The 19,678-nt window shown below is 45.7% G+C and carries 19 protein-coding genes and 1 pseudogene; 12 read left to right on the forward strand and 8 right to left on the reverse strand.

Annotated elements, in window-relative coordinates; translation table 11 throughout:
- Both LEP1GSC061_RS21695 and LEP1GSC061_RS13215 read left to right on the forward strand, forming a co-directional pair.
- Positions 1-944, forward strand: a 944-nt coding sequence (locus LEP1GSC061_RS21695; protein WP_040508828.1) for a polymorphic toxin type 50 domain-containing protein, incomplete at its 5' end; no start/stop codon positions are given.
- A 27-nt stretch (positions 945-971) separates the two neighbouring features.
- Positions 972-1,259, forward strand: coding sequence for a hypothetical protein (locus tag LEP1GSC061_RS13215; protein WP_040508830.1), 288 nt, complete (start codon positions 972-974; stop codon positions 1,257-1,259).
- A gap of 103 nt (positions 1,260-1,362) precedes the next feature.
- Here LEP1GSC061_RS13215 and LEP1GSC061_RS22050 read toward each other — a convergent pair.
- Positions 1,363-1,545: pseudogene (locus tag LEP1GSC061_RS22050) on the reverse strand (IS481 family transposase); the annotation flags it as partial.
- Positions 1,546-1,661: 116 nt separating this feature from the next.
- On the opposite strand from LEP1GSC061_RS22050, the gene LEP1GSC061_RS13220 reads away from it, so the two are divergent.
- Both LEP1GSC061_RS13220 and LEP1GSC061_RS20865 read left to right on the forward strand, forming a co-directional pair.
- Positions 1,662-1,916, forward strand: a complete 255-nt coding sequence (locus LEP1GSC061_RS13220) for a hypothetical protein (RefSeq protein ID WP_040508832.1) — start codon at positions 1,662-1,664, stop codon at positions 1,914-1,916.
- Positions 1,913-2,446, forward strand: coding sequence for an Imm63 family immunity protein (locus tag LEP1GSC061_RS20865; protein WP_052006552.1), 534 nt, complete (start codon positions 1,913-1,915; stop codon positions 2,444-2,446). Before LEP1GSC061_RS13220 ends, LEP1GSC061_RS20865 begins: the two co-directional genes overlap by 4 nt.
- A 177-nt stretch (positions 2,447-2,623) precedes the next feature.
- Here LEP1GSC061_RS20865 and LEP1GSC061_RS13230 read toward each other — a convergent pair whose 3' ends face one another.
- The 3 genes from LEP1GSC061_RS13230 to LEP1GSC061_RS13240 all read right to left on the reverse strand — a co-directional run bounded on the left by LEP1GSC061_RS13230 (position 2,624) and on the right by LEP1GSC061_RS13240 (position 5,725).
- Complete coding sequence (locus tag LEP1GSC061_RS13230; RefSeq protein ID WP_016546609.1) at positions 2,624-3,751, reverse strand: glycerate kinase; 1,128 nt, start codon at positions 3,749-3,751, stop codon at positions 2,624-2,626.
- 310 nt (positions 3,752-4,061) lie between these two features.
- A complete protein-coding gene (locus tag LEP1GSC061_RS13235) occupies positions 4,062-5,171 on the reverse strand; it encodes an alkene reductase (RefSeq protein ID WP_016546169.1) in 1,110 nt (369 codons plus the stop codon).
- 77 nt (positions 5,172-5,248) lie between these two features.
- Entirely contained in the window at positions 5,249-5,725 is a 477-nt protein-coding gene (locus LEP1GSC061_RS13240) for a MarR family winged helix-turn-helix transcriptional regulator (protein WP_016546047.1), read from the reverse strand.
- A gap of 140 nt (positions 5,726-5,865) precedes the next feature.
- Between LEP1GSC061_RS13240 and LEP1GSC061_RS13245 the strand changes: the two genes are divergently transcribed.
- Positions 5,866-6,702 carry a DUF4097 family beta strand repeat-containing protein gene (locus LEP1GSC061_RS13245; protein ID WP_016546879.1) on the forward strand — a complete coding sequence of 279 codons (837 nt, stop codon included), beginning with the start codon at positions 5,866-5,868 and terminating at the stop codon, positions 6,700-6,702.
- A gap of 2 nt (positions 6,703-6,704) precedes the next feature.
- Here the strand turns inward: LEP1GSC061_RS13245 and LEP1GSC061_RS13250 are convergent, their stop codons facing one another.
- The 4 genes from LEP1GSC061_RS13250 to LEP1GSC061_RS13265 all read right to left on the reverse strand — a co-directional run bounded on the left by LEP1GSC061_RS13250 (position 6,705) and on the right by LEP1GSC061_RS13265 (position 11,261).
- On the reverse strand, positions 6,705-7,850 hold the full coding sequence (locus tag LEP1GSC061_RS13250; RefSeq protein ID WP_016546252.1) for a CapA family protein: 1,146 nt from the start codon (positions 7,848-7,850) through the stop codon (positions 6,705-6,707).
- Between the two features lie 34 nt (positions 7,851-7,884).
- Positions 7,885-9,006 (reverse strand): LIC_10091 family lipoprotein, encoded by a 1,122-nt coding sequence (locus LEP1GSC061_RS13255; RefSeq protein ID WP_016546555.1) that lies wholly within the window; start codon positions 9,004-9,006, stop codon positions 7,885-7,887.
- Positions 9,007-9,169: 163 nt separating this feature from the next.
- On the reverse strand, positions 9,170-9,955 hold the full coding sequence (locus tag LEP1GSC061_RS13260; RefSeq protein ID WP_016546003.1) for a hypothetical protein: 786 nt from the start codon (positions 9,953-9,955) through the stop codon (positions 9,170-9,172).
- Positions 9,956-10,076: 121 nt separating this feature from the next.
- On the reverse strand, positions 10,077-11,261 hold the full coding sequence (locus LEP1GSC061_RS13265) for an acyl-CoA dehydrogenase family protein (protein WP_016546061.1): 1,185 nt from the start codon (positions 11,259-11,261) through the stop codon (positions 10,077-10,079).
- Between the two features lie 231 nt (positions 11,262-11,492).
- Between LEP1GSC061_RS13265 and LEP1GSC061_RS13270 the strand changes: the two genes are divergently transcribed.
- The 7 genes from LEP1GSC061_RS13270 to trpS all read left to right on the forward strand — a co-directional run bounded on the left by LEP1GSC061_RS13270 (position 11,493) and on the right by trpS (position 19,614).
- Complete coding sequence (locus LEP1GSC061_RS13270) at positions 11,493-13,910, forward strand: glycosyltransferase family 39 protein (RefSeq protein WP_016546244.1); 2,418 nt, start codon at positions 11,493-11,495, stop codon at positions 13,908-13,910.
- A 150-nt stretch (positions 13,911-14,060) separates the two neighbouring features.
- Entirely contained in the window at positions 14,061-14,357 is a 297-nt protein-coding gene (locus LEP1GSC061_RS13275; protein ID WP_016546280.1) for an LIC10362 family protein, read from the forward strand.
- A gap of 97 nt (positions 14,358-14,454) precedes the next feature.
- Positions 14,455-15,216: an electron transfer flavoprotein subunit beta/FixA family protein gene (locus LEP1GSC061_RS13280; RefSeq protein ID WP_016546583.1), complete on the forward strand. Its 762-nt coding sequence runs from the start codon at positions 14,455-14,457 to the stop codon at positions 15,214-15,216.
- A gap of 11 nt (positions 15,217-15,227) precedes the next feature.
- Positions 15,228-16,187, forward strand: coding sequence for an electron transfer flavoprotein subunit alpha/FixB family protein (locus LEP1GSC061_RS13285; protein ID WP_016546755.1), 960 nt, complete (start codon positions 15,228-15,230; stop codon positions 16,185-16,187).
- A 32-nt stretch (positions 16,188-16,219) separates the two neighbouring features.
- The gene (locus tag LEP1GSC061_RS13290) at positions 16,220-16,810 is read left to right on the forward strand and encodes a LolA family protein (protein ID WP_016546690.1); all 591 of its coding nucleotides are present in this window, start codon (positions 16,220-16,222) and stop codon (positions 16,808-16,810) included.
- On the forward strand, positions 16,811-18,640 hold the full coding sequence (locus LEP1GSC061_RS13295) for a hypothetical protein (protein WP_198014275.1): 1,830 nt from the start codon (positions 16,811-16,813) through the stop codon (positions 18,638-18,640).
- Positions 18,637-19,614 carry a tryptophan--tRNA ligase gene (gene trpS, locus LEP1GSC061_RS13300; RefSeq protein ID WP_016546440.1) on the forward strand — a complete coding sequence of 326 codons (978 nt, stop codon included), beginning with the start codon at positions 18,637-18,639 and terminating at the stop codon, positions 19,612-19,614. Before LEP1GSC061_RS13295 ends, trpS begins: the two co-directional genes overlap by 4 nt.
- Positions 19,615-19,678: the final 64 nt, after the last annotated feature.

Here is a 19,678-nt window from a genome sequence, read left to right on the forward strand (position 1 = left end):
ATTATGATGCAAGTATTGCGAGGTTTGTCACCGCGGATTCGATTATCGACGGACAGGAAGACACGCAAGGCTGGAACCGGTATATGTATGTCCGGGGGAATCCGATCCATGCGAAGGATCCAACCGGGCATGAGAGCCTTAGTGAGAAAAAAGCCAGATTTGAAAAAAGTTCGCAGATTAACATAACCGGGGCTGCTCCAACACTTTCGGATAAAGCATTGGCTTTCGGAAAGGGGTTCGCTATCGGAATAGTTGTAGGAGCGATACTTGGCTATGGAGCGACCGCATTGGTCACTGCCATATCGATGGCTTGTCCCCCTTTGGGCATAGCGGTAGCGTTTGGACTTTTTGCAACGGGTATGCTGATGGCATATTCAGAAGGGAAAGCCCTGTATCAAAATACGGATCAGAGCGGACGACCCATTGGAGATCTTGAATGGTGGGAGCGAGCAGGTGGTTTAGCTAGTGGCGTCGGGGTTGGAATGGCGACGGCTAAATTTGCCTCGAGATCGGCATCCGAAGTCGGTAGTAAAATTGGAAACGCAGCCAAGAATTTCTTTAAATCAGGAACGAGTGAAAGTGCAGGTACCAGTGGCGGAGGAATTGGAACTGGACAAGCGGGGGGAGGGGCAGTATCCCCAAATATTCTGTCGAAAATTCCTGGAAACATAAATGTTACGGCACAAAGCAGGCACATTCCGGGCCCAACTTATTCAAAAGGAAGATCTATCCTAACTGAAAGGGCTACGAGCTTGCTATCTGACTTGCATGCCGGGAATGCTAAGATTCTAAGAGAAAACCAAAATAATATTGTCGTTGATTTTGGCAAAACGATCGGGAGACATTTAGATAAAGGAGTCGATAAGGGGGCAACGCGATATGGGACAGTCCATTTTGGGGACAAGGGTGCCCATATTGTGCCAGCATCTCCCAATCAATATTAGCTTATGACAGAAAGAGGAGAATATATCTTGGCACTTAACCAATCTCTTATTGGTACAATATACGATTCAATTCGAGCTGTAACGATTAGAATAGTCGACCATGATGTTTTGGTAAGATCTTATTTAGATAAAATTCCGGATGCAGATGACGAAGAAGAGCTTTCCTCTATAATGGCTGAATTTATGTCATTTTTCAAATATAACGAGTTTGAGAGTTTGAAGTGGGAATGCAAATACTCGAAGGGAAGACTTAACAATTTGGAAGATCCAGATGAGATATTTGTTTTCCTTCGAAAAGAAGCAACCATGGAATAGTGAATTTAGCGAATAGTCTGGAATAAATCGCCCTCTAATAATGTTGATATTCCAAATGTGTACAGAGCTAGTATTCACCTGACACTTCTTCTGAACGCTTGTTCTAATTTTCTACTTGGTGGACCTCCGGCTGTTTTGTCTTAATGCCCTCAATGAAGACTTGGAAAGGAGTTTTTCCGTTCATATTTCTACCTTGATGAGCTCGCTTGTAATTGTATTCATCAAAGAAGATTTCCAAATCGATCTGCATTTCTTCAATTGACTCGTAGAATTTTGTTCTGCCAGCTTATATAGTTTTGCTATTGAAAAATTCATTGCATCTTCTCTAGTATATTTTCATTCAAAGGTAGTTTGTATATTTCGATTACTTCGTGTCACAAATGAACTCCAAAGGTATCAAGAATGATTGTGAAAGTAATTGGCCAAGGTGAGAATGGAAAAGTTTTGGTAGAGACCGAATATGGCCGGATGACTACCAATTGGGAAGGGACTCTTCCTACTTTTGGAATGGAATGCCCTGTCGAAATTTCGTTAGATAATGTATCTATTACAAACGTTAGCGAATTTGGCGCCAAAGGAGGAAACACTCAATACAAATTCGAAGGTGGAATTCAAAAATGGATCGATAGCGGACATATCAAGGAGCTTAAGCCATGAAACAAGAAGGAGCAAAAAGAATAACGATTAAAACGATAGAGGCACTTGTACACAAAATGGGTAAGACGATCAATGCGAAGACGATAGATTTACCGAAATTTAGATATTCTGGAGATTTCGCATTCCCATATGTTGAAGTTAATGATAAGGGACTGCACTATATGATAGCCGAACGCGGAGAAGAGATTCGGAGAGATACGACAAATAATCTTGATGATCTTTTGTATATTATCTTTAAAGACGTTGCATTCAATATTGCCGCCAGGTATGAACTTGCCAACAGGATTCCTGATTCAGATCCTCGAAGACAAACCTTTGCCATGAGGAAAGAAATACTAGAAAAGTTAAATTTCAATTGGGGTAAAAAGATTCAAATAGAACTGAATAAGATTTTGAGTGAGTATCCTTTTGATGATTTTGCTCAAAAAAGGGGAGGTCTCTGCAATGAATATAGGAAGAACGGCTTATCTAATGCTGAGACATGGGCGAAGGCATGTGAGAAGTATCCACTACCAAAACCTAGTATTTAGTTTTTAAAGGCGAATTATTCTTCTATATGCGAATTTCTCTTTTCCCTCTTCATACTAAACCAACTCCATTGTCCCACTTCCCTCTCGCCGCTTTTTCCGACAGCGAGAGATCCATGTCTCATAGCACCTTCATCTATTTTTATGGATCATCCTAACTTCGGATTTCGTGAAATAAAATTATTTCATCACGGATAGAGCTCGTGTAACGGCTCTAGAAAGCTCATCAGCTGCTGCTTTACGTGACGGCACACTACCATCGGTTGAAACAGCTATTGTCTTTGGATAATTGGCTGCGTCTAACTTGTCTCGATCGGCCACGGCTCCGCTGACAACCAAACAGTCCGCTCCAACCTTACGGCAGAGGTGGACTACTGCATCTACGAGCTTACCTGCCAAGGTGCCTGCATCTGTTCTGCCTTCCCCGGTTAGGACCAAATCACCCGGACGGATCATGTCGGCCAATCCGGATTCCTCCAAAAAGAAAAGAGAGCCCGAGCCGAGCGTTGTCTGCTTTTTTGCCATTCCAAGAAAAGGAAGCGCAATTCCACCTCCTGCACCGACTCCGGCCGGCCAATTTGAGTCACTTTGTTCGGCGAATTCAGCCCACAAACGGGAGAGTTGCTCGAGTCCATCTTCTAATAAAGCCACATCGCTTTGCGTAGCTCCTTTCTGAGGGGCAAACAATTTGGGAGCGCCCATCGGACCCAATAGAGGATTGGTTACATCCGAAAGCATTTTGATATTGGCTCCTATCGAGGTAAATGCGGCAGGAGATACGAGTCTCCGCGCATTCGGCAAATTTCGAAGAGAATGCACCGGGTTACCTTTGCCATCCAATAGCTGAAATCCTAATTCAAGTAAGATTCCTAGTCCACCGTCGCATACTGCCGTGCCTCCGAGAAACAAAAACAACTCCCTTTTTTGCAAGGTCAACATATGGCAAACCCAACGCCCAAGGCCACTGCTCGTTCTGTCGAGAAGAGGAAGTCGGCGATTCCCTCTAAAGTTTAACGAAAGTAGTCGCGCGGATTCAAAGTAAGCATCGGTCTCGCCAGTGAGATAACAAACAGAGCGCTTGAGCCCTCCTGCATCGGGGAGGATTTCTGCCTGAAGATTCAGCTTTGGTCGCAGCGAGTGAAGAGCAACAAGACTCCCCTCTCCACCATCCGCTAGAGGGAGTTCGACCACCTGGACCGCGTCACCCCAGGCAAAGCGAACACCTGAACACATTGCCCTTGCGGCACGCGTTGCACTAAGAGTTCCTTTGAATTTGTCGGGTGCAATGAGGATACGGTTATAGCGCATTCATACTCCAGGTCCTGAATCGAGCCTAAAAGTAAAAAGTCTATACTTCATGAAGATCGTTTTTGAAGTCAAAAACGGATTCGGACAAGCAAATTTTACGGATTAGAATATATGATGAGGAGAATGTTCACCGATCCATTAATAACGGAGTCCGGATTGCGACGATCAAGGAAAGGAGCTTAAGAGGTTATCAACAAAGAATTTAGATGAATTTCTCTATTAGGTTTTAATACATTTCATTAAAAATATCTACAAAGTATGAACCTCGCCGCCCTTCTCGACGGCGAGAGTCGAGTCCTTGCCGAATCGATTAACCTTTCGCGCCGAATAGAGCCGCAGTCGGATAATCCGTGTAGCCTTTTTCTCCAGGAGTGTAAAAGGTAGATTGGTCCGCTTCGGTAAGAGGAATTCCGTTTTGGAATCTTTCCACCAGATCCGGATTGGAAATGAAAGGGCGACCGAAGGCGATGAGATCCGCGTTTCCTTTTTCCAAATCGGATTCCGCACGAGCCGGATCGTATCCGCCGGAAAGAATATAGGTGCCTTTCGGATTTCCCGACTTGTATTCCTTGCGAATCGTATTTACAACGGTTTCGGTCGGCTTAGGCGCTCCCATAGAGGAATGGTCCACGATATGGATATAAACGAGGCCTATTTTTCCTAAAGAAATCGCGAGATCTTCGTACTGCTTTTCGATTTCGTCGTGATTTTCCAAGCCGTTAAAGACTCCGTAGGGAGAGAGGCGGATCCCCACCTTTTCCGCGCCTATGGCTTGCACTACTGCCTTAGCGACTTCGACCGCGAAGCGATTTCGGTTTTGGTAACTTCCACCGTACTCGTCGTTTCGTTTATTTGCGGAAGGATGTAGGAACTGTTCGATCAGGTATCCGTTGGCTCCGTGAAGTTCCACTCCATCGAATCCTGCTTCGATCGCGAGCTTGGATGCGTTTACATATTCTTGGATCGTATTTTTGATATCGGAAGCATTCATTTCTCTCGGAACGGAATAAGGTTGGTTTCCTTCCGCATCCGTCCAAACATTTCCTTCGAGTCCAACTGCAGAAGGAGCGACTAACTCGGCGCCTGCCGGTAAATTGAGTGGGTTTCCCACTCTTCCCGAATGCATCAATTGCACGAATATACGGCCTTGGTTACGATGCACTCCGTCTGTCGCCTTCTTCCAAGCCTGTGCCTGCTCTTGGTTAAAAATCCCCGGAATCCGAGCGTATCCCAGTCCGTTAGGAGAAGGGGAAACTCCCTCCGTTACGATGAGTCCTGCTCCGGACCTTTGGGTATAATATTCCGCTACTAGATCGTTCGGAACGTTACCGATCGACCGAGATCGTGTCATTGGGGCCATGACGATCCGGTTCTTGAGCCAGTTTTTTCCGAGTAAATAGTTCGTATATAGTCGATTCATAATCACCTCGATTCTTAGACTCTTATACTTTGAATTTGAACTATTTATTGTCAAATATTCCGAAATTCGGAGGGATTTTATTGTTTTAACTTTCCGAGGCCCGTTCTGGAAACAGCGATCAGTTTCTGGCAAAGGTCTCGAAACTTTACGAGATCCTCCACGGAATATTGGGAAAGTACGGTCTCCACTCCGTCCTTCATAGGTTGGAAATATTCTAAAATCTCCAGAATCCGATCCGGCAGAGGTTCCACTAAGACTTTTCTCCGATCATCCGGATCGGGCACTCTTCTGGCAAATCTGGCCTTCTCCAGCCGGTCTATGACGCCGGTTACAGCTCCTGTGGTCAATCCGGTCAGCTCCGCCAATTTCCCAGCAGTCATAGGACCGTAGATATTCAGGAAGTCCCCCGATTCCATATCCGTACTATTGATTCCGACCTTATCGGCTACCGCTTGGCTGAAGAGGGTGGAAATCGAACTCATCTCCCGCATCGTCATGGAGAGGGATTCATGAATTTCCGTCCGGGTCGGTTTTTTACTTGCAGATTTGGCCATATCTCTTAGACGGTATTTATCTTAGTCTCTAAGATATTTAGAGCCCAAGTTAATTTGTATTTGAGAATCAGGTCCCCATAGGAAAACAATTCCGTCAAGGAGGAACCTGTTTCCCGGAAAAATCCGGAGGATTCGAAGCGATGAAAGAAATCCAAAAGGAAATCTACCCCTTAGATCTCGAAGATGTAGAAAGAATAGAATTGGTCGGCTACGGAGGAGAAGTCGCCGTATTTTCCGGAAATGAAATCCCCGATTTGGAAATCTTTCGGAAAGGAAAAATACAAATCCGCATAGAGAAAAAGAAGAATGTACTACGGATCTTTACGGAAACCCCTTTGTTTTCCTCCGAATCCGCCGAGGCTCGTATTCATCTCAAAATCCCGGAAGGAATGGAAATCAAAATCATAGGAGAATCCGTACCTGTAAGAATGAAGGGCTCCTTCGGAATCGTTCGGATCATCGGCAACGAGGGAGACATTCGTCTGGAAGACGCATCCGGTTCTTTTTCCATAATATCCGCGAAAGGGGATATAGTTCTCAGGAATTTGCAAGGAGAAGTGAGCGCCTCCACCCAGGACGGGGATATTATCGCTCATTGCATATTCGGAAAATATAAATTAATCTCTTCTACGGGAACGATGACTTTAAGCGAAGGAGAAGGTAGTTTTACGCTCTTTTCCAAATACATCTTAAGGATCCGGGACGTTCGGTTCCTTAAAGGTTTAGAGAATTGCCTCTATTGCAAAGGAGGGATACATCTTTCCGGATTATCCGCCTTGGATCCTTCCATCATTCATATTTCGGCGCCGGCCGGTAAGATCAGTACCGAGCTTGGCGGCTTCGGAATTTCCGGTTCGGGAAGAAGAATGATAGCGACCTCATTCGGGCCGGAACCTTCTATGCTAAGATTGCATTCGGACGAGGAGGTTTTTATTTCTTCTTCCGACAGATTCCGTATGGGTAGAATCGCGGTCTGATTCTACTTTGGATTTCCCAATCTATCTGTAGTATCCTTATAGAACTGTTTCATTCTCAGAAAAGCGTTCTCGGGAAGTTTACGAGGTTGGTCGTTCGATAAATACTTTCGTACAGGCAAAAGACGAAATTGCGTTTTACTTCCCGTTCTATCAATGTAAACCCATACGGGTTCGTAATTGATATCGGAAACCGTTAGCTTTCCGTCTTCTTTGGACAGGGAGAATTTTAGGATGATCCCTCCGTCCACATAACGACGGTCCTGGCCCGAAATGAAATTTCCCAAAGAATAGATGAAGAATCTTTCTTTTTCCAGACCGAACTTGTCCTTCACGATCTTCTTTCCGAATCTTTGGAGAGAATGAGGATGACCGCCTAATACGATATCCGCTCCCGATTGAAAAGCATGATCCACCATCTCGACTTGAAAAGGATCCGGCTCATGCAGATATTCGGTCCCGAAATGGTACATGACCACGATTCCATCCGGCTTGGACTTTTTAGCCAGGGCGATATCCGCCGCGATCAATTCCTTATCGATTAGATTTACCACCGTTCCGGCGGGGATCTCCAAGCCGTTGGTTCCGTAAGTATAATCCAAAAATACGAGATTCAGATCTCCGACGGAAACCGGCAATATTCTATTTTTATCATATTCTTCCTTAGTTCTGTAGGTCCCGAGATGTTTGATACCCAAGTCCTCCAACACGGATACGGTGCGAACCACTCCCAATTTGCCCTTATCGCAGGAATGGTTATTTGCCGTGGAAAGAACATCGAACCCTATGTCTTTGATCGCTTTAGCTAAAGAATCCGGCGCCCCGAACTGTGGGTATCCGGTATATTGTTTAGGATCTCCCGGAAGAGTGGTTTCCAAGTTTCCCACGGCGAGATCCGCCTCGGAGATGATAGGAGCTACTTCTTGGAAGACTTCGGAAAATTCCCAGCAATCGCATTCTTTACTATAAGCTGAATCGATTTGGGTTTGGTGGGACATGATATCCCCCACTGCTACGATTTTAACCGGCGAGGGTCCGCCGGAAGTTAACTGAACGCTCTGCGGAGAACAGGGAACCGAAAAAGCCAGTAAAAAAGAAAGAAAAAGGACCTTTTGAAATTTTATATTTTTATTATAGATCCTTTTTATCATATTCGCCTCTTTTATCGGGAAAGTCCTTTTGTTCCTATTTTTTATCTCCGCCCTGAGCCGTCGATTTTGCGGCGGGACTGTCCGGAAGATTTTCGATTACGGAAAATCCTTTTACCACTGGAGTTCTACTTTTCAAGATACGAGTAGTGGACAACGGATTTTCGTTCTTCAGCCAGGTCTTGAAATTCTCCAGAGGCTGGATATTATAGTGAAACGGATATTCTTTCGGGAACATCTCTCCGTCCGGGAAACCGTATACTCTAGCTCCCTTGGTAACCGTTCTTACGACTAAGCTCTTGGAGTCAGAGTATAGATTCAGAAAATTATTCTTCATTCCTTCCGGATAACGGAAGTATTCCTCCGCGTTGGAGGTATATAGAATGCGGATCGGAATTCCTAGTCTTTCCGACTTTTCCGCTACGGATTTGAAGGTTTTTCCCCCGAGCAAGTTTCCATCCACCGCCAGAATCCGACCGTCCAAAACCATTTGTCTCAAAAACTCGTAGTCTTTCGTGTCATTATGAAAAGAAGTAAACTGAGGATAAACCTTGGAAATCTTATGCAAGTCCCCCAATCTTTGGGGAACTCCCCCTTTTCTGAGAGCAATTTCATAGGATTTTATAATTACGTTATATTCCGGGTCGGTGGAGAATCGTTTTTCCAATACCCCCAGAGTTTCCTTCTTATTCTTCACATCCCATAATTTTTCGAATTCCGCGTAATTGGGAGCCAACTCCAGAAAATACAGATGGATACGATTGATGGAAACCGTTACAGGATCGAAGTCCGTAAGATAGGCGTAATCGCTCTTTGCCCATGCAATCAAGGTCAGATTCTGATCGGTTCCTACTCCTACATAACCTCCACCGAGACCTTCCACTCTGGATTTGAATAAATCCAGTCGTCTTTCGTTAGAAGCGGGATAATGGTCCGCATGCAAATGTCTATCCGCAGGAGGAGGATCGGTTTCGGTAAGGACCAAATCGTCACGGTCTAGAGAGATCCTACCTTTAGAATGGGAGGATTGGGAATTTTGGAATGAGGAACAGGACTCCGCGAATAACAGGGTAAGAAGGACCGCAACCAGAGAGAGGAAAACTCTCCCTTTTGTAAGTTGGGTTTCCGAGTCCCTTCTTCTCGTTCTTATTTTTTTCATGAGTATTTTAAAGCATCCCTTTCGGCCTAGTCGCTAGTAGGCCCTGAAAACAGAACTTACAAATAGGCCCTTATACGGGAAGAACTTTACGCGCCGAAGGAAGATGGGAAACGGGAAGCGAAGCATAAGAAGCGGGAACGAACTCCCGCTCGTTAAGTATCGGTTATAAGTAAACCCCGAAACCCATAGTCGCTTTAGGACCGTTCATTTGCAGCGTTTGCTGGTAATCTGTATACTTGATCCAGTAATTATTATATTCGCCTTCCAGGAAGACGTAAGCTCCTCCTAAATTGAATCTTACCCCCAAGCGACCGAAAACCTTACCCGAATAGCAATTGAAATCGCAACCTCCGACTCCGAGTCCTAACATGAAGTAAGGATCCACCGTTTTACGAGCATTCATGTGCAGGTTCAATGCAAAATCAAGAGTAGTTACGTTTAAGCCTAACTTTTGTGCCGGAGGATTTGCGAGTGTAGAAAGAAGTGTAGAGTCGATACTTCCCGTACTTGCTTGCTGTTGCAAAGCGGCGAAAAGGAGCGTATTGTCCTGCGGAAAGGTAAATTGTAATACGTCCGCATTCATCCCGAACACGAAGCCTATGAACCCGGGAGCGTATTCGGCGTAAAAACGAGACCCGTAGGAATTCACTTTGGGCGGTTCGGGAGTCTTAGACAATAAGGCTAAAGTCGCAAAATCGATGGAACCTCCGCCGAACAAGCTATTAGCAAGATAGGTGGATGCTATCGCGGCATTCGGATTTCCGAATATTCCGGGATTTTGGACCGTCGGAGCCCCGAATCCGAATCCGTATTGGACCGACCAATTGCTATTGTTTTGATTTCCCGATTCTCGGTCCGTAGCGAATAGACCGGACGAGAACAGGCAAGACAGGAGTGCATAGCTAAACGCGGCTTTTAGGCAGATATGGAAAACTTTCTTCCGCTTCATTTTTCGATTTTCCTCCAAAGGAATAAGGGAGTCGAACTCCCGAATTCCATATTAAAAGTATCCGTATCTTACGAGAGACGGACTCCCTAACGCTAAAATACGAAAGATTATAGGGCGAGAATCAGGCTGAGGTGGTGTAGACCTTTTTCAGGTCCGCAGCGATATTCTTCTGCATCGCCTCGTTCGTTCCTCCTCCTATAGAGAGAAGAATCGCATCCCTATGCAACCTTTCCACAGGATATTCCCGGCAATAACCGTAGCCCCCCAATACCTGAATTGCGTTTCGGGAAACTCTCTCCGCCATCTGAGTAGCGACTAACTTGGCCGAGGCGGCGCCCAAAGAATTCCTGTTTTCCGGATGAATCTTGGAGGCGACATCGTAAACCAAGGCCCGGGCCGCCAGATAATCTGCATATGACTCCGCGACCAAACGTTGGATCTGTCCGAAGTCGATTAGCTTCTTATCGAACGCCTCTCTGTGAAGAATGGAATATTCGCACATGATCTCCACGCATCTTTTAGCGATCCCCAAGGATTGAGCGGCCAGAGTCACTCTTTCTATCTCCAGGTTTCGCATCATATGCGTGAGGGCCCCGTCTTCCTGCCCGATAAGGTTTTCTGCCGGCACTTCCACATTCTCGAATACTAACTGGGTGGTAGGAGAGGATCTCATCCCCATCTTCTCCTCTTTTTTACCCACGCTAAAACCGGGATAGGAACTTTCCACGATGAAAGAAGTGGTCCTACGGGAATCTTTATGAGTTTTTGCGTATATTAGAAAAACCTGTCCTACGTTTCCGTTCGTAATGAACTGTTTGATTCCGTTCAGAACGTAACGGTCCCCTCTTTTCACGGCTACTGTAGACATTCCGAGTACGTCGGTCCCCGCTCCGGGTTCGGTCATACCCATGCCTCCGATCCATTCTCCGGAAAGGACCTTAGGCATATACTTCGCCCTTTGGGAAGAATTGCCGCTATGGAAGAAATTATTCACGAACAGAACTTCGTGGGCAAGATAGGAAAGTGTGAATCCCGGGTCGTATGCGGAGAATTCTTCATGGATGATCACGCTCGCTACCGGGTCCAACCCCATGCCCCCTTCTTCCTGAGGGACGGTGACACCGAAGATCCCTAATTCGGAACCGAGTCTGCGAAATAGATCCTTGTTGAATTTTTCCTCGTCGTCGTGATCCTTCGCCTGCGAATCCAAATTTTCCTTGGCGAACGCGCTCACATTCTCCCGAAGAGAAAGATGATCCTCCGTCGGGTTATAAAGATCGGCCCTCATTTCTCCGGCTCCTTTCATTTTTGCCTCTGCACTATTTCTGTTGAATTTTTTCTAAAACCTTCGAAAAAGCAACCTAGTTCCGATCGAATTCCAGGTGGTTCGGTTTCCTCGGCAAAAAAAAGAGTAACAACTCGAATGAGACAAATTTTCTCCCGCTCGAAAGATTCTTTTCGAAACCTGCGATCATCTTCCGGAAATACGGACTTTACAAAAAAAACAGTTCGATTCTAATCGTATTCGGTAGAGCTATTGGTAATTATTTTATTTCTTCTAGTCTTTTTTGCATTCGCATATTTTACCTCGATTTTTCTCAAAACCAAAGGTTTCGTAAAACCTCTTTCCAGAAACGCAACATCAGTAACCGTAACGGCGTTAATCATAGGTTCCATCTCTCTATTTCTCGTAATTTTCGATTCCTATAAGATCGCATATGTGATTCTGATTTTATTCTTTTTGTCCGTCGCAGCTTGCGTTTCCTTATTCTTTCTAAAAATCAGCCCTTTCCTAAATCCAATGTCAGGGTTCGGTAAATCGAAAGATTTACCGGCGAGTATCGCGCTATTCTTTCTGGTATTCGTATCCGCCTACTTATACTTCTTTTTTCCGACCGAATACATCAAAGGCGATCGGGATCATGGAGTATATGTCGTATACGGAAGCCAGATCCAAAAAACGGGCGGTCTTGACTTCAACGATCCCAATTACGAGGACCTGCATAAGATCTTAGGGGATAATATCGTTCACGGTTACCAGTCAATCGAACCGAATTCGAAATTCCATTCAGGATCCCTTTCCCCGCGGTTTTACCCTTTGTATCCGACCTTTTTAGCGTTAGCGTCGGATTTATTCGGAATCGACGGAGCCATTCGGGTGAATTCCGTTTTCGGAATACTTTCGGTTATTTTCATATTTCTGATCGTAAGAAGACTGATCGGACCTTGGGGTGCCCTGGTAGCCGCCGCTTTTTGCGCTCTAAACCCGGCACAATTGTGGAATGTACGCACCACACTCTCCGAGACCCTGGGCCAATTATTGATCATTTTCTCCGCTTACTTAGCTCTGGATTTCTTTCGAAAGAATAAGTCGTGGATGTTTTTTGCCGGAGTCGTCCTTGGCCTTAGCAGCTTCAATAGGATCGACAGTTTAATCTATTTTCCGGCAATCGTACTATTCATCGCATATCTACTTTTCATGAGAAAGAAATACCTTACGAAGGGATTGTATTTCCTTTTCGGGTTTACGATTCTTTCCGCTCTGGGGATTCTTTACGGACTTACCAATTCCAAACCATATATTTTATATCTTTGGAATGCTAAACCTCTCCTGAAGCTGACCCTTTTATGCGCCGGCTCCTTACTTTTCCTGATCGCCCTACTCGGGCTTTCTTATTTCGAAATGGGTCGAGCCTTTGTGGAAAAAGTCAGGAGTATAATCCTTAAAAATCTCCTCATTCTTAGGATTCTTATTTTTGCGACCCTGTTTTCTTTAGTATGCTTTGCCAATTTCGTTCAACCTAAGATCAGCGCCCGCTTCGCTTTGGACGATATTAGTTTTTTCTATAAGAACGGCTTCCTATTCTTCCAATTCTACGTTCCTTTCGCACTGATCGTAATCGGCATCTTCGGATTGGATTTTCTCTCGTTCCGAAAAAAGTATTCGGGAGCCTGGATATTCCTACTTTTAGGATCCTTTCTCTCTTTCACTTATTTATACGAACCTAGCGTTATGGCCGATCATTTTTGGGCTTCCAGACGTTGGGTCTTATTCTCCGTACCTTTCGTATGTATCATGGGGGTTGTGGGAATTTATTCCTTCCCCGTAAAAACCTCGTTCGTCAAATGGATCCTGATTTTTTCGACAATTATAGGATATTCCTACCATTTGTATAAACGGGACAAGCTGATCCTGTTCGAAAGAATGTATTCCGAATATTCGGAGGAATTCGAAAGGTTAACTTCCTCCCTTCCTGAAGAAAAAGCGATCTACTTCACGAAGAAAGAGGATATTGCAAGCCCTCTTCGTTATATTAGCGGAAAAAATACGTATCTTATCCACAGAGTGCGGCCCTTCCTACAGAGAGTAAATCCTCTTTTGGAGGCTGGCTGGAACGTTTACTTGATAGATCAGGATTTTCATCTCAAAGATGAAAACGTCTCTTTGGAAAAAGTGGAGAGGATACGACTGAACGGTAATTTTCCGATGGATACTATAAACCGTTATCCGGATTTGATATTGCGCAGAAAATTACAATACCAGGTTTATAAAATCGATCCCAAAAAAGAGAACGATCGGGTATCTCAAAATACTTTCTCCGTCGGCCCGGAAGATTTTGTTTACGATGCGGAGCCTGTGATATCGGATAAAAAAAATCCGGATAACCGTTTCGATAAGATTGTGGCTTACGATTTTTATCTGGCAGGAAGGTCGAAGGAAAAATATAGAGCGGAATTCATCGGAAATTCCCTGGACAAGGCGAAATTCAGCGTCACTGCAAACCAGTCTTCCTTCTTAATTTTATCGGAATCCCGAGGAACCGGGGACGGTCGTAAAGTCAGCGTTGAATTTATGCTGGAAGATAAGCCGGCGGATGATATCCAAATTCGCATCCATTCCACAAAAGCTCATCCGGCAACTCTAGAATCCTTAAATTTACGTCGCGTTCCTTGATCCGCCTCCGGGTTTAATTTAATCGGGCTTCTATCGAATCCCGCTGGACATCCCGAAAGGTTCCGGAGCATCTTATTAGCGGGTTTCCTCTCGAAGTTCGAATGCGAGAACCCGGAAAGGACTCCTTTCCTTTTACTTTAGGGGACATTGATGCTATATTCTGTCGTATTAACTTTGATCTGCGCGAGTACCTTTTTCTTAGGCCTCCGAGGATTAGCTCCCGCTTCCAAAAATCTAGACGGGATACGGGAGACCATCGAGTCCTCCTTCTCCTCTCCCTTACTCGCTTCTTCTTGGATTTGGTTCCTTTTTCTTTTATCTTTCCTTCTACTTCCTTTCTTTTGGGGCCTGACCTTTCTATTAAAAACGGACTGGAACGTGGTAGTGATTATAGCCGGGCTTTTTTGGGTCTATTTTTGGAGCAGAACACTCATTCTGTTCCGATAGGCCATATTTCCCGAAATGACGCAAAAAAAGTAGTTTGCATCGAGGCTTTTCGGAAATTTCGTGTTTATAGCCCTATTTATTTGGAGAACGAAAGTTCATGAAGATCATCGTTTTAGTGAAACAGGTGCCTGACACCGAAACGAATATCAAAGTCGGGGACAAGTCCATCAACGAAGCCGGAATTAAATGGATTATCTCTCCGTACGATGAATTCGCAATTGAAGAAGGTCTTAGACTGCGTGAGAAAAACGGAGGAGAGGTCATCGCTGTTTCTCTCGGTCCGGACCGCGTCCAAGAATCCTTACGCCAAGCTTACGCTATGGGAGCGGACCGTGCCGTTCAAATCAAAGTAGACAATTACGTTCCTTTCGATACGGTTCTAACCGCAGAACTCATCGCCAATTTTGCAAAATCAGAAAATGCAGACGTCATCATCGGCGGACGCCAATCTATCGACAGCGACAGCTCTCAAGTCGTTATCCAAGTAGCGGAAGCACTCGGAATCGCTCATATTGCATTCGCAGTTAGCCTAGAGATCAGCGGAACTACCGTTAAGTCCACTAAAGAAGTGGAAGGCGGAACTCAGGTTGTGGAAACTTCTCTTCCTGTTGCAATCACCGCTCAAAAAGGCCTGAACGAACCTCGTTATCCTAACCTGAAAGGGTTGATGGCGGCTAAAAAGAAACCGATCGAAACTAAAACTCCTGCGGACCTGGGCAACCCGGCAAGCAAAGTGGAAGTTGTAGGATTGGAGCCACCTCCACCACGTATTCCAGGACGTAAATTGGAAGCTGCGGACGCAAAAGGTTACGCAGAGCAGCTGGTCAAAGCGCTTCGCGAAGAAGCTAAGGTTATCTAAGGAGAAGACCCGTGAGCAACGTATTAATCGTAGGCGAACTCAAAGACGGAGAACTCAAAAAGATCTCCAAAGAAATCACTTCTGCGGGCCGCAAAATCGCGGATGCCCTCGGAGGAAAAGTTACCGCTCTTCTGATAGGATCCGGAGTTGAAAAATTCGCAGGAGACCTCGGAGCGGTAGGTGCGGACAGCGTAGTTACCGTTAATGCAGGCGACTTCAACGCTGAAACTTGGGCTAATTTAGTAGCCGGAGTAGTTAAGGACAAGAATCCTTCCGTGATTCTTCTTCCTCACACTTCCCAAGGTAAGGACTATTCTCCTCGCCTTGCGGTGAAAGTAGGCGCGGGGATCATCGCCGACGTAGTCGGTCTTTCCGTAGACGGAGGAAAAGTCGTAGCTAAGAAGCCGATCTACTCCGGAAAAGCTTACGGTAATTTCAAAATTACCAGCCCGATCGGAATTTTCACTATCCGCCCGAACTCCCAAGAAGTAGTTCAAAAAGCGGGAGCTGGCGCTGCAGAAGCGGCTAGCCCGGCAGCCGGAGATGCAAAAGTTAAGATCGTTTCTTCCGATTTAAGCGGTGGAAACAAAGTCCAATTGGCAGAAGCCTCCATTATCGTATCCGGCGGACGCGGTATCAAAGGGCCTGAAAACTGGCCTGTTCTCCAAGGCTTGGCTGACGTTTTAGGTGCTGCATTGGGAGCTTCCCGTGCGGCTGTAGACGCCGGCTGGATTTCTCATAGCCATCAAGTGGGTCAAACCGGTAAAACCGTTTCCCCGAACTGCTATATCGCCTGCGGAATTTCCGGAGCGATCCAGCACTTGGCCGGAATGGGATCCTCTAAGTATATCGTTGCGATCAATAAGGACGGAGACGCTCCGATCTTCAAAGTGGCTACCTACGGAGTCGTGGGAGACCTTTTCGAAGTCGTTCCGGCCCTGACCGACGAGTTTAAAAAAGTACTTGGATAATTTCGTCTAATGAAGCCATAGTAGGAACGATTATGGCTTCATCCAAGGGTATCTTATCCTTTTTGGGTGCCGCAGCTCTACTGATCTGCGGCACTTCTATTTTATCCGACCCGGGCAGGGATCGGCTCAATGCGATCATCGGAAAGATGAACGAAATCTCGAGTCTTCGGGCAAGCATCACGATCAATAACGAGCTGACCGGAACACTTTCTTATAAAAAACCCAACCAATTGCATGTGAAATTTTCGGATGGTAGGGTCATCGCTTCTAATGGGCGTTTTCTCTGGTTTTATTCTCCGGCTAGAGGCATCACCGGTAAGCAGGACGTCAAAGGCCTGACCGGGGGAATCGCGGGACTCCTGTCCGGATACGAAGAAGTGACGCCAGTAGGCGGATCTCTTCGTTTGAAATCGGCAAATAGAACGTACGAAGAAATCGTGGTGACGGTGGGACCGGACAATACGCCCAGAACTCTTAGAATGAAACATAAAGGAACGGGAGAATATACTTCCGTAAGTTTCTCCGGTGTGCAAACCGGTATCGGGCTTTCCGCTTCTCTCTTTAATTTTTCCGCGCCTTCCAGTTCCCAAATCGTGGAGAACCCGCTCAACGAGAGGGAATAGATCTTGTCCTCTTCTCGCACAGACGCCCATAAGGTCTTCGCAGACCTCTATCGCAAGTCGCGTTCTCCCGAACACCAACAGCAGATAGACGAAGTCATACAAAAATCCAACGACATCTTCATTCGTATCGACCTGATGAAGAAGGTCGATGAGGAATTCGAGCAAAAGAAAAGAGAAGATAGCAAAAAGCCGGAAGACGAAGACAAATCCTCCCGGCAGACCCCTTCTTCTTCAGCCGCCAAATCAGCTCCCAAACCGGTTAAGAAAACTACCGGAGATCCGGGTGCGGGACTTGGATTCTTGGCCAACCTCTTCGGCGGAAATGCGAATATCTCCAAATTCGCAAAAGAGACCGGAACGGTAGAAGTCGGTTTCTTAGGTAGAAACTCCAAAATCGCGCCTTCGGTAGAAAGGCTATTCAAGGCCCTGAAGGAAGATCAGATCATCTCCACATTACAGGCCTTGCGTTTAGCGGAAAGCCAAGGCTGGAGGCACTGGAGACCTTTAGTATATAATGTTGTTCTAAACTTCAATAAGTTCTTCAATAATTTCATTTCGTTGGACTCCCTCTTCATCGACGAGATCTCGCCCGAAATTTTCCTGAACCGTTCCTTAAAAATGCAGATGTATTATGCCCGCCATCTTTCCAGAGAGGACGCGAGAGACATTATACTTTCTAACGTTCCCGAGCTGGTGAAAAAGGATGAAAAGCTTTCGATGAAGCTTCCTTCCATTATTTCGGGGCTCAACTACGGACTGAATCTGGAAAACGGCCGCCCTAAATTGACGGACGCCATTCGAGCGTTTTACGTAGTCTCCAACAAAAAGGTGGTAAGCTGGGCCGAAATTCTGGACTCCCTGAACGTTCCGCCCATTAACGAGACCAAGTTCCAAGGATCTCCGGATATCACGAAAGAAGTCGAGACTACTCTCATCAAACTCGCCGACGATATCCTCACTCGGGTAAATAAGAAGGAAGAGCTTTACGGTCTTAGACAACGCTACTTCAAAATAGACGAGAATGGAAAGATCTCTTTCGATTTCTTAAACGGGGTCGTGGACGATTATTTCGTGCATCATATGCCGGAGAATATGAACTCCTCCGCCTTCAAGGCCTCCTATAAAGGGATGCCCCATAAACTCATCTATATCCTAATGCGCGATTTCCAATCCTGCTATACTCCGATGTTGGAAGGAACGGTTAAGATCGGCACCAAGAACCACAATAGGGACGTATTGATGACCCAACCCGGTTTATTTAAATCGGAAATCGAAGAGATCAATAACCTTCTGCGCCAATTGGATGCGTTCAATAAAAAGTATCCGAGCTTCCAATATACTTTCGCCACCTTCAACCAAAACACTTCCGGCAGTAACGTAGAAGACCAAATCACCATCAATCTTCTCCGATTATTATCGGAAGCGTCCGCCTTCATGGGCAAATTCGCCGAGAAGATAAATGTGATCGTGGAGAATCATCTCTTGGCCAAGGACTACGAAGCCAAGGGGCAATTGAACGAAAGAGTACTCGCTTCCAAGGAAAAAGTCATCGAAGAAGTGAAAGTACTACATAGATTCATTCCTTATTACGATTCTACGATGGTCTCCGGAAACAGGCTGAATGGTAAGACTATGGAATATGTTTTCGTAGATATGGCCCAACTACTTTTCAACTACGCAGTCATCTACAAGGATAAATTCACGGTAAACAAGCTTACCGCTCATAGAAAAATCGACGTAGAACTACAAGCTCTAAAATCTGAATACGAACGCTTATCGGGCAAACCTTTCGATAGTCCTCAGCGTTCTTCATCCTCGGAGGAACAATGAGGATATTGACCGGGGTTCAACCTTCTGGTAAATTGCATTTAGGAAATTACTTCTCGGTCATTCGCAAGTTGGTCGCTTACCAAGATAAGACCGATCTATTCTGCTTCGTCGCCGACTTGCACGCACTAACCACTTTCACCTCGGCGAAGAACCAAACGGAGAACACTTACGACGCCGTTTGCGATTTTCTAGCGCTTGGAATCGATCCGGATAAATCCACGTTTTGGATCCAGTCCGAAGTTCCGGAAGTGACCGAGCTCACCTGGTATTTGAGTATGTCGATCACGGTTCCGAAATTGGAGCTGGCGCATTCTTATAAGGATAAGGTGGCAAAAGGGATCACTCCTAGCGGTGGACTCTTCTTCTACCCCGTTCTCATGGCAGCGGATATTTTAGCTTTCGATAGCGATCGGGTTCCCGTCGGTAAGGACCAAAAACAGCATCTGGAATACGCTCGAGATATAGCGGAAAAATTCAACGCACAGTACGGGGAGACCTTCAAACTACCCGATCCGGAAATCGACGAAGAAACCGCAATCGTCCCCGGAGTGGACGGGGCCAAGATGTCCAAATCCTACGGGAACACGATCAACTTCTTCGACGACGAAAAGAAACTCAAGAAATCCGTAATGGGAATCGTAACCGACTCCGCAGGAGTCGACGAGGCCAAGGATTATGAAAAAAGCGTAATATATGCGATCCATTCCCTTTTTCTGGACACGGAAGGAAGAAAGGCTCTACAGAATAGATTCTCCACTCCCGGAACCGGATACGGAGATCTGAAAAAGGCCCTTTTGGAGAATATTCTGGATTATTTCGGACCTTACCGCAAAGAAAGAGAGAAGATTGCAGCCGATCCCACCTACGTAAAAGCCGTAATGAAAAAGGGTTCCGATAAAGCCAGAAATACCGCTTCCGCAATCCTAGGAAAAGTCAGGGATAGAATGGGAATCGGAATCTCCAGACTCGGATAATTCTCTTCTTTCTTAAAAAGGAACAAAAATTCCGTAATCGAAAAGCCTTCCTGGGGAAACGGAT

The sequence above is a fragment of the Leptospira wolffii serovar Khorat str. Khorat-H2 genome (genome assembly GCF_000306115.2).
In the GTDB taxonomy this organism is placed as follows: domain Bacteria; phylum Spirochaetota; class Leptospiria; order Leptospirales; family Leptospiraceae; genus Leptospira_B; species Leptospira_B wolffii.

Bases quoted from the DNA above. Each gene is read 5' to 3' on its own strand.
- LEP1GSC061_RS13235 (WP_016546169.1), bottom strand. From the start codon at position 5,171: ATGAATCGACTATATACGAACTATTTACTCGGAAAAAACTGGCTCAAG.
- LEP1GSC061_RS13240 (WP_016546047.1), bottom strand. From the start codon at position 5,725: ATGGCCAAATCTGCAAGTAAAAAACCGACCCGGACGGAAATTCATGAA.
- LEP1GSC061_RS13245 (WP_016546879.1), top strand. From the start codon at position 5,866: ATGAAAGAAATCCAAAAGGAAATCTACCCCTTAGATCTCGAAGATGTA.
- LEP1GSC061_RS13255 (WP_016546555.1), bottom strand. From the start codon at position 9,006: ATGAAAAAAATAAGAACGAGAAGAAGGGACTCGGAAACCCAACTTACA.
- LEP1GSC061_RS13290 (WP_016546690.1), top strand. From the start codon at position 16,220: ATGGCTTCATCCAAGGGTATCTTATCCTTTTTGGGTGCCGCAGCTCTA.
- LEP1GSC061_RS13250 (WP_016546252.1), bottom strand. From the start codon at position 7,850: ATGATAAAAAGGATCTATAATAAAAATATAAAATTTCAAAAGGTCCTT.
- LEP1GSC061_RS20865 (WP_052006552.1), top strand. From the start codon at position 1,913: ATGAAACAAGAAGGAGCAAAAAGAATAACGATTAAAACGATAGAGGCA.
- LEP1GSC061_RS13230 (WP_016546609.1), bottom strand. From the start codon at position 3,751: ATGCGCTATAACCGTATCCTCATTGCACCCGACAAATTCAAAGGAACT.
- LEP1GSC061_RS13280 (WP_016546583.1), top strand. From the start codon at position 14,455: ATGAAGATCATCGTTTTAGTGAAACAGGTGCCTGACACCGAAACGAAT.
- LEP1GSC061_RS13220 (WP_040508832.1), top strand. From the start codon at position 1,662: ATGATTGTGAAAGTAATTGGCCAAGGTGAGAATGGAAAAGTTTTGGTA.
- LEP1GSC061_RS13260 (WP_016546003.1), bottom strand. From the start codon at position 9,955: ATGAAGCGGAAGAAAGTTTTCCATATCTGCCTAAAAGCCGCGTTTAGC.
- LEP1GSC061_RS13265 (WP_016546061.1), bottom strand. From the start codon at position 11,261: ATGAAAGGAGCCGGAGAAATGAGGGCCGATCTTTATAACCCGACGGAG.
- trpS (WP_016546440.1), top strand. From the start codon at position 18,637: ATGAGGATATTGACCGGGGTTCAACCTTCTGGTAAATTGCATTTAGGA.
- LEP1GSC061_RS13275 (WP_016546280.1), top strand. From the start codon at position 14,061: ATGCTATATTCTGTCGTATTAACTTTGATCTGCGCGAGTACCTTTTTC.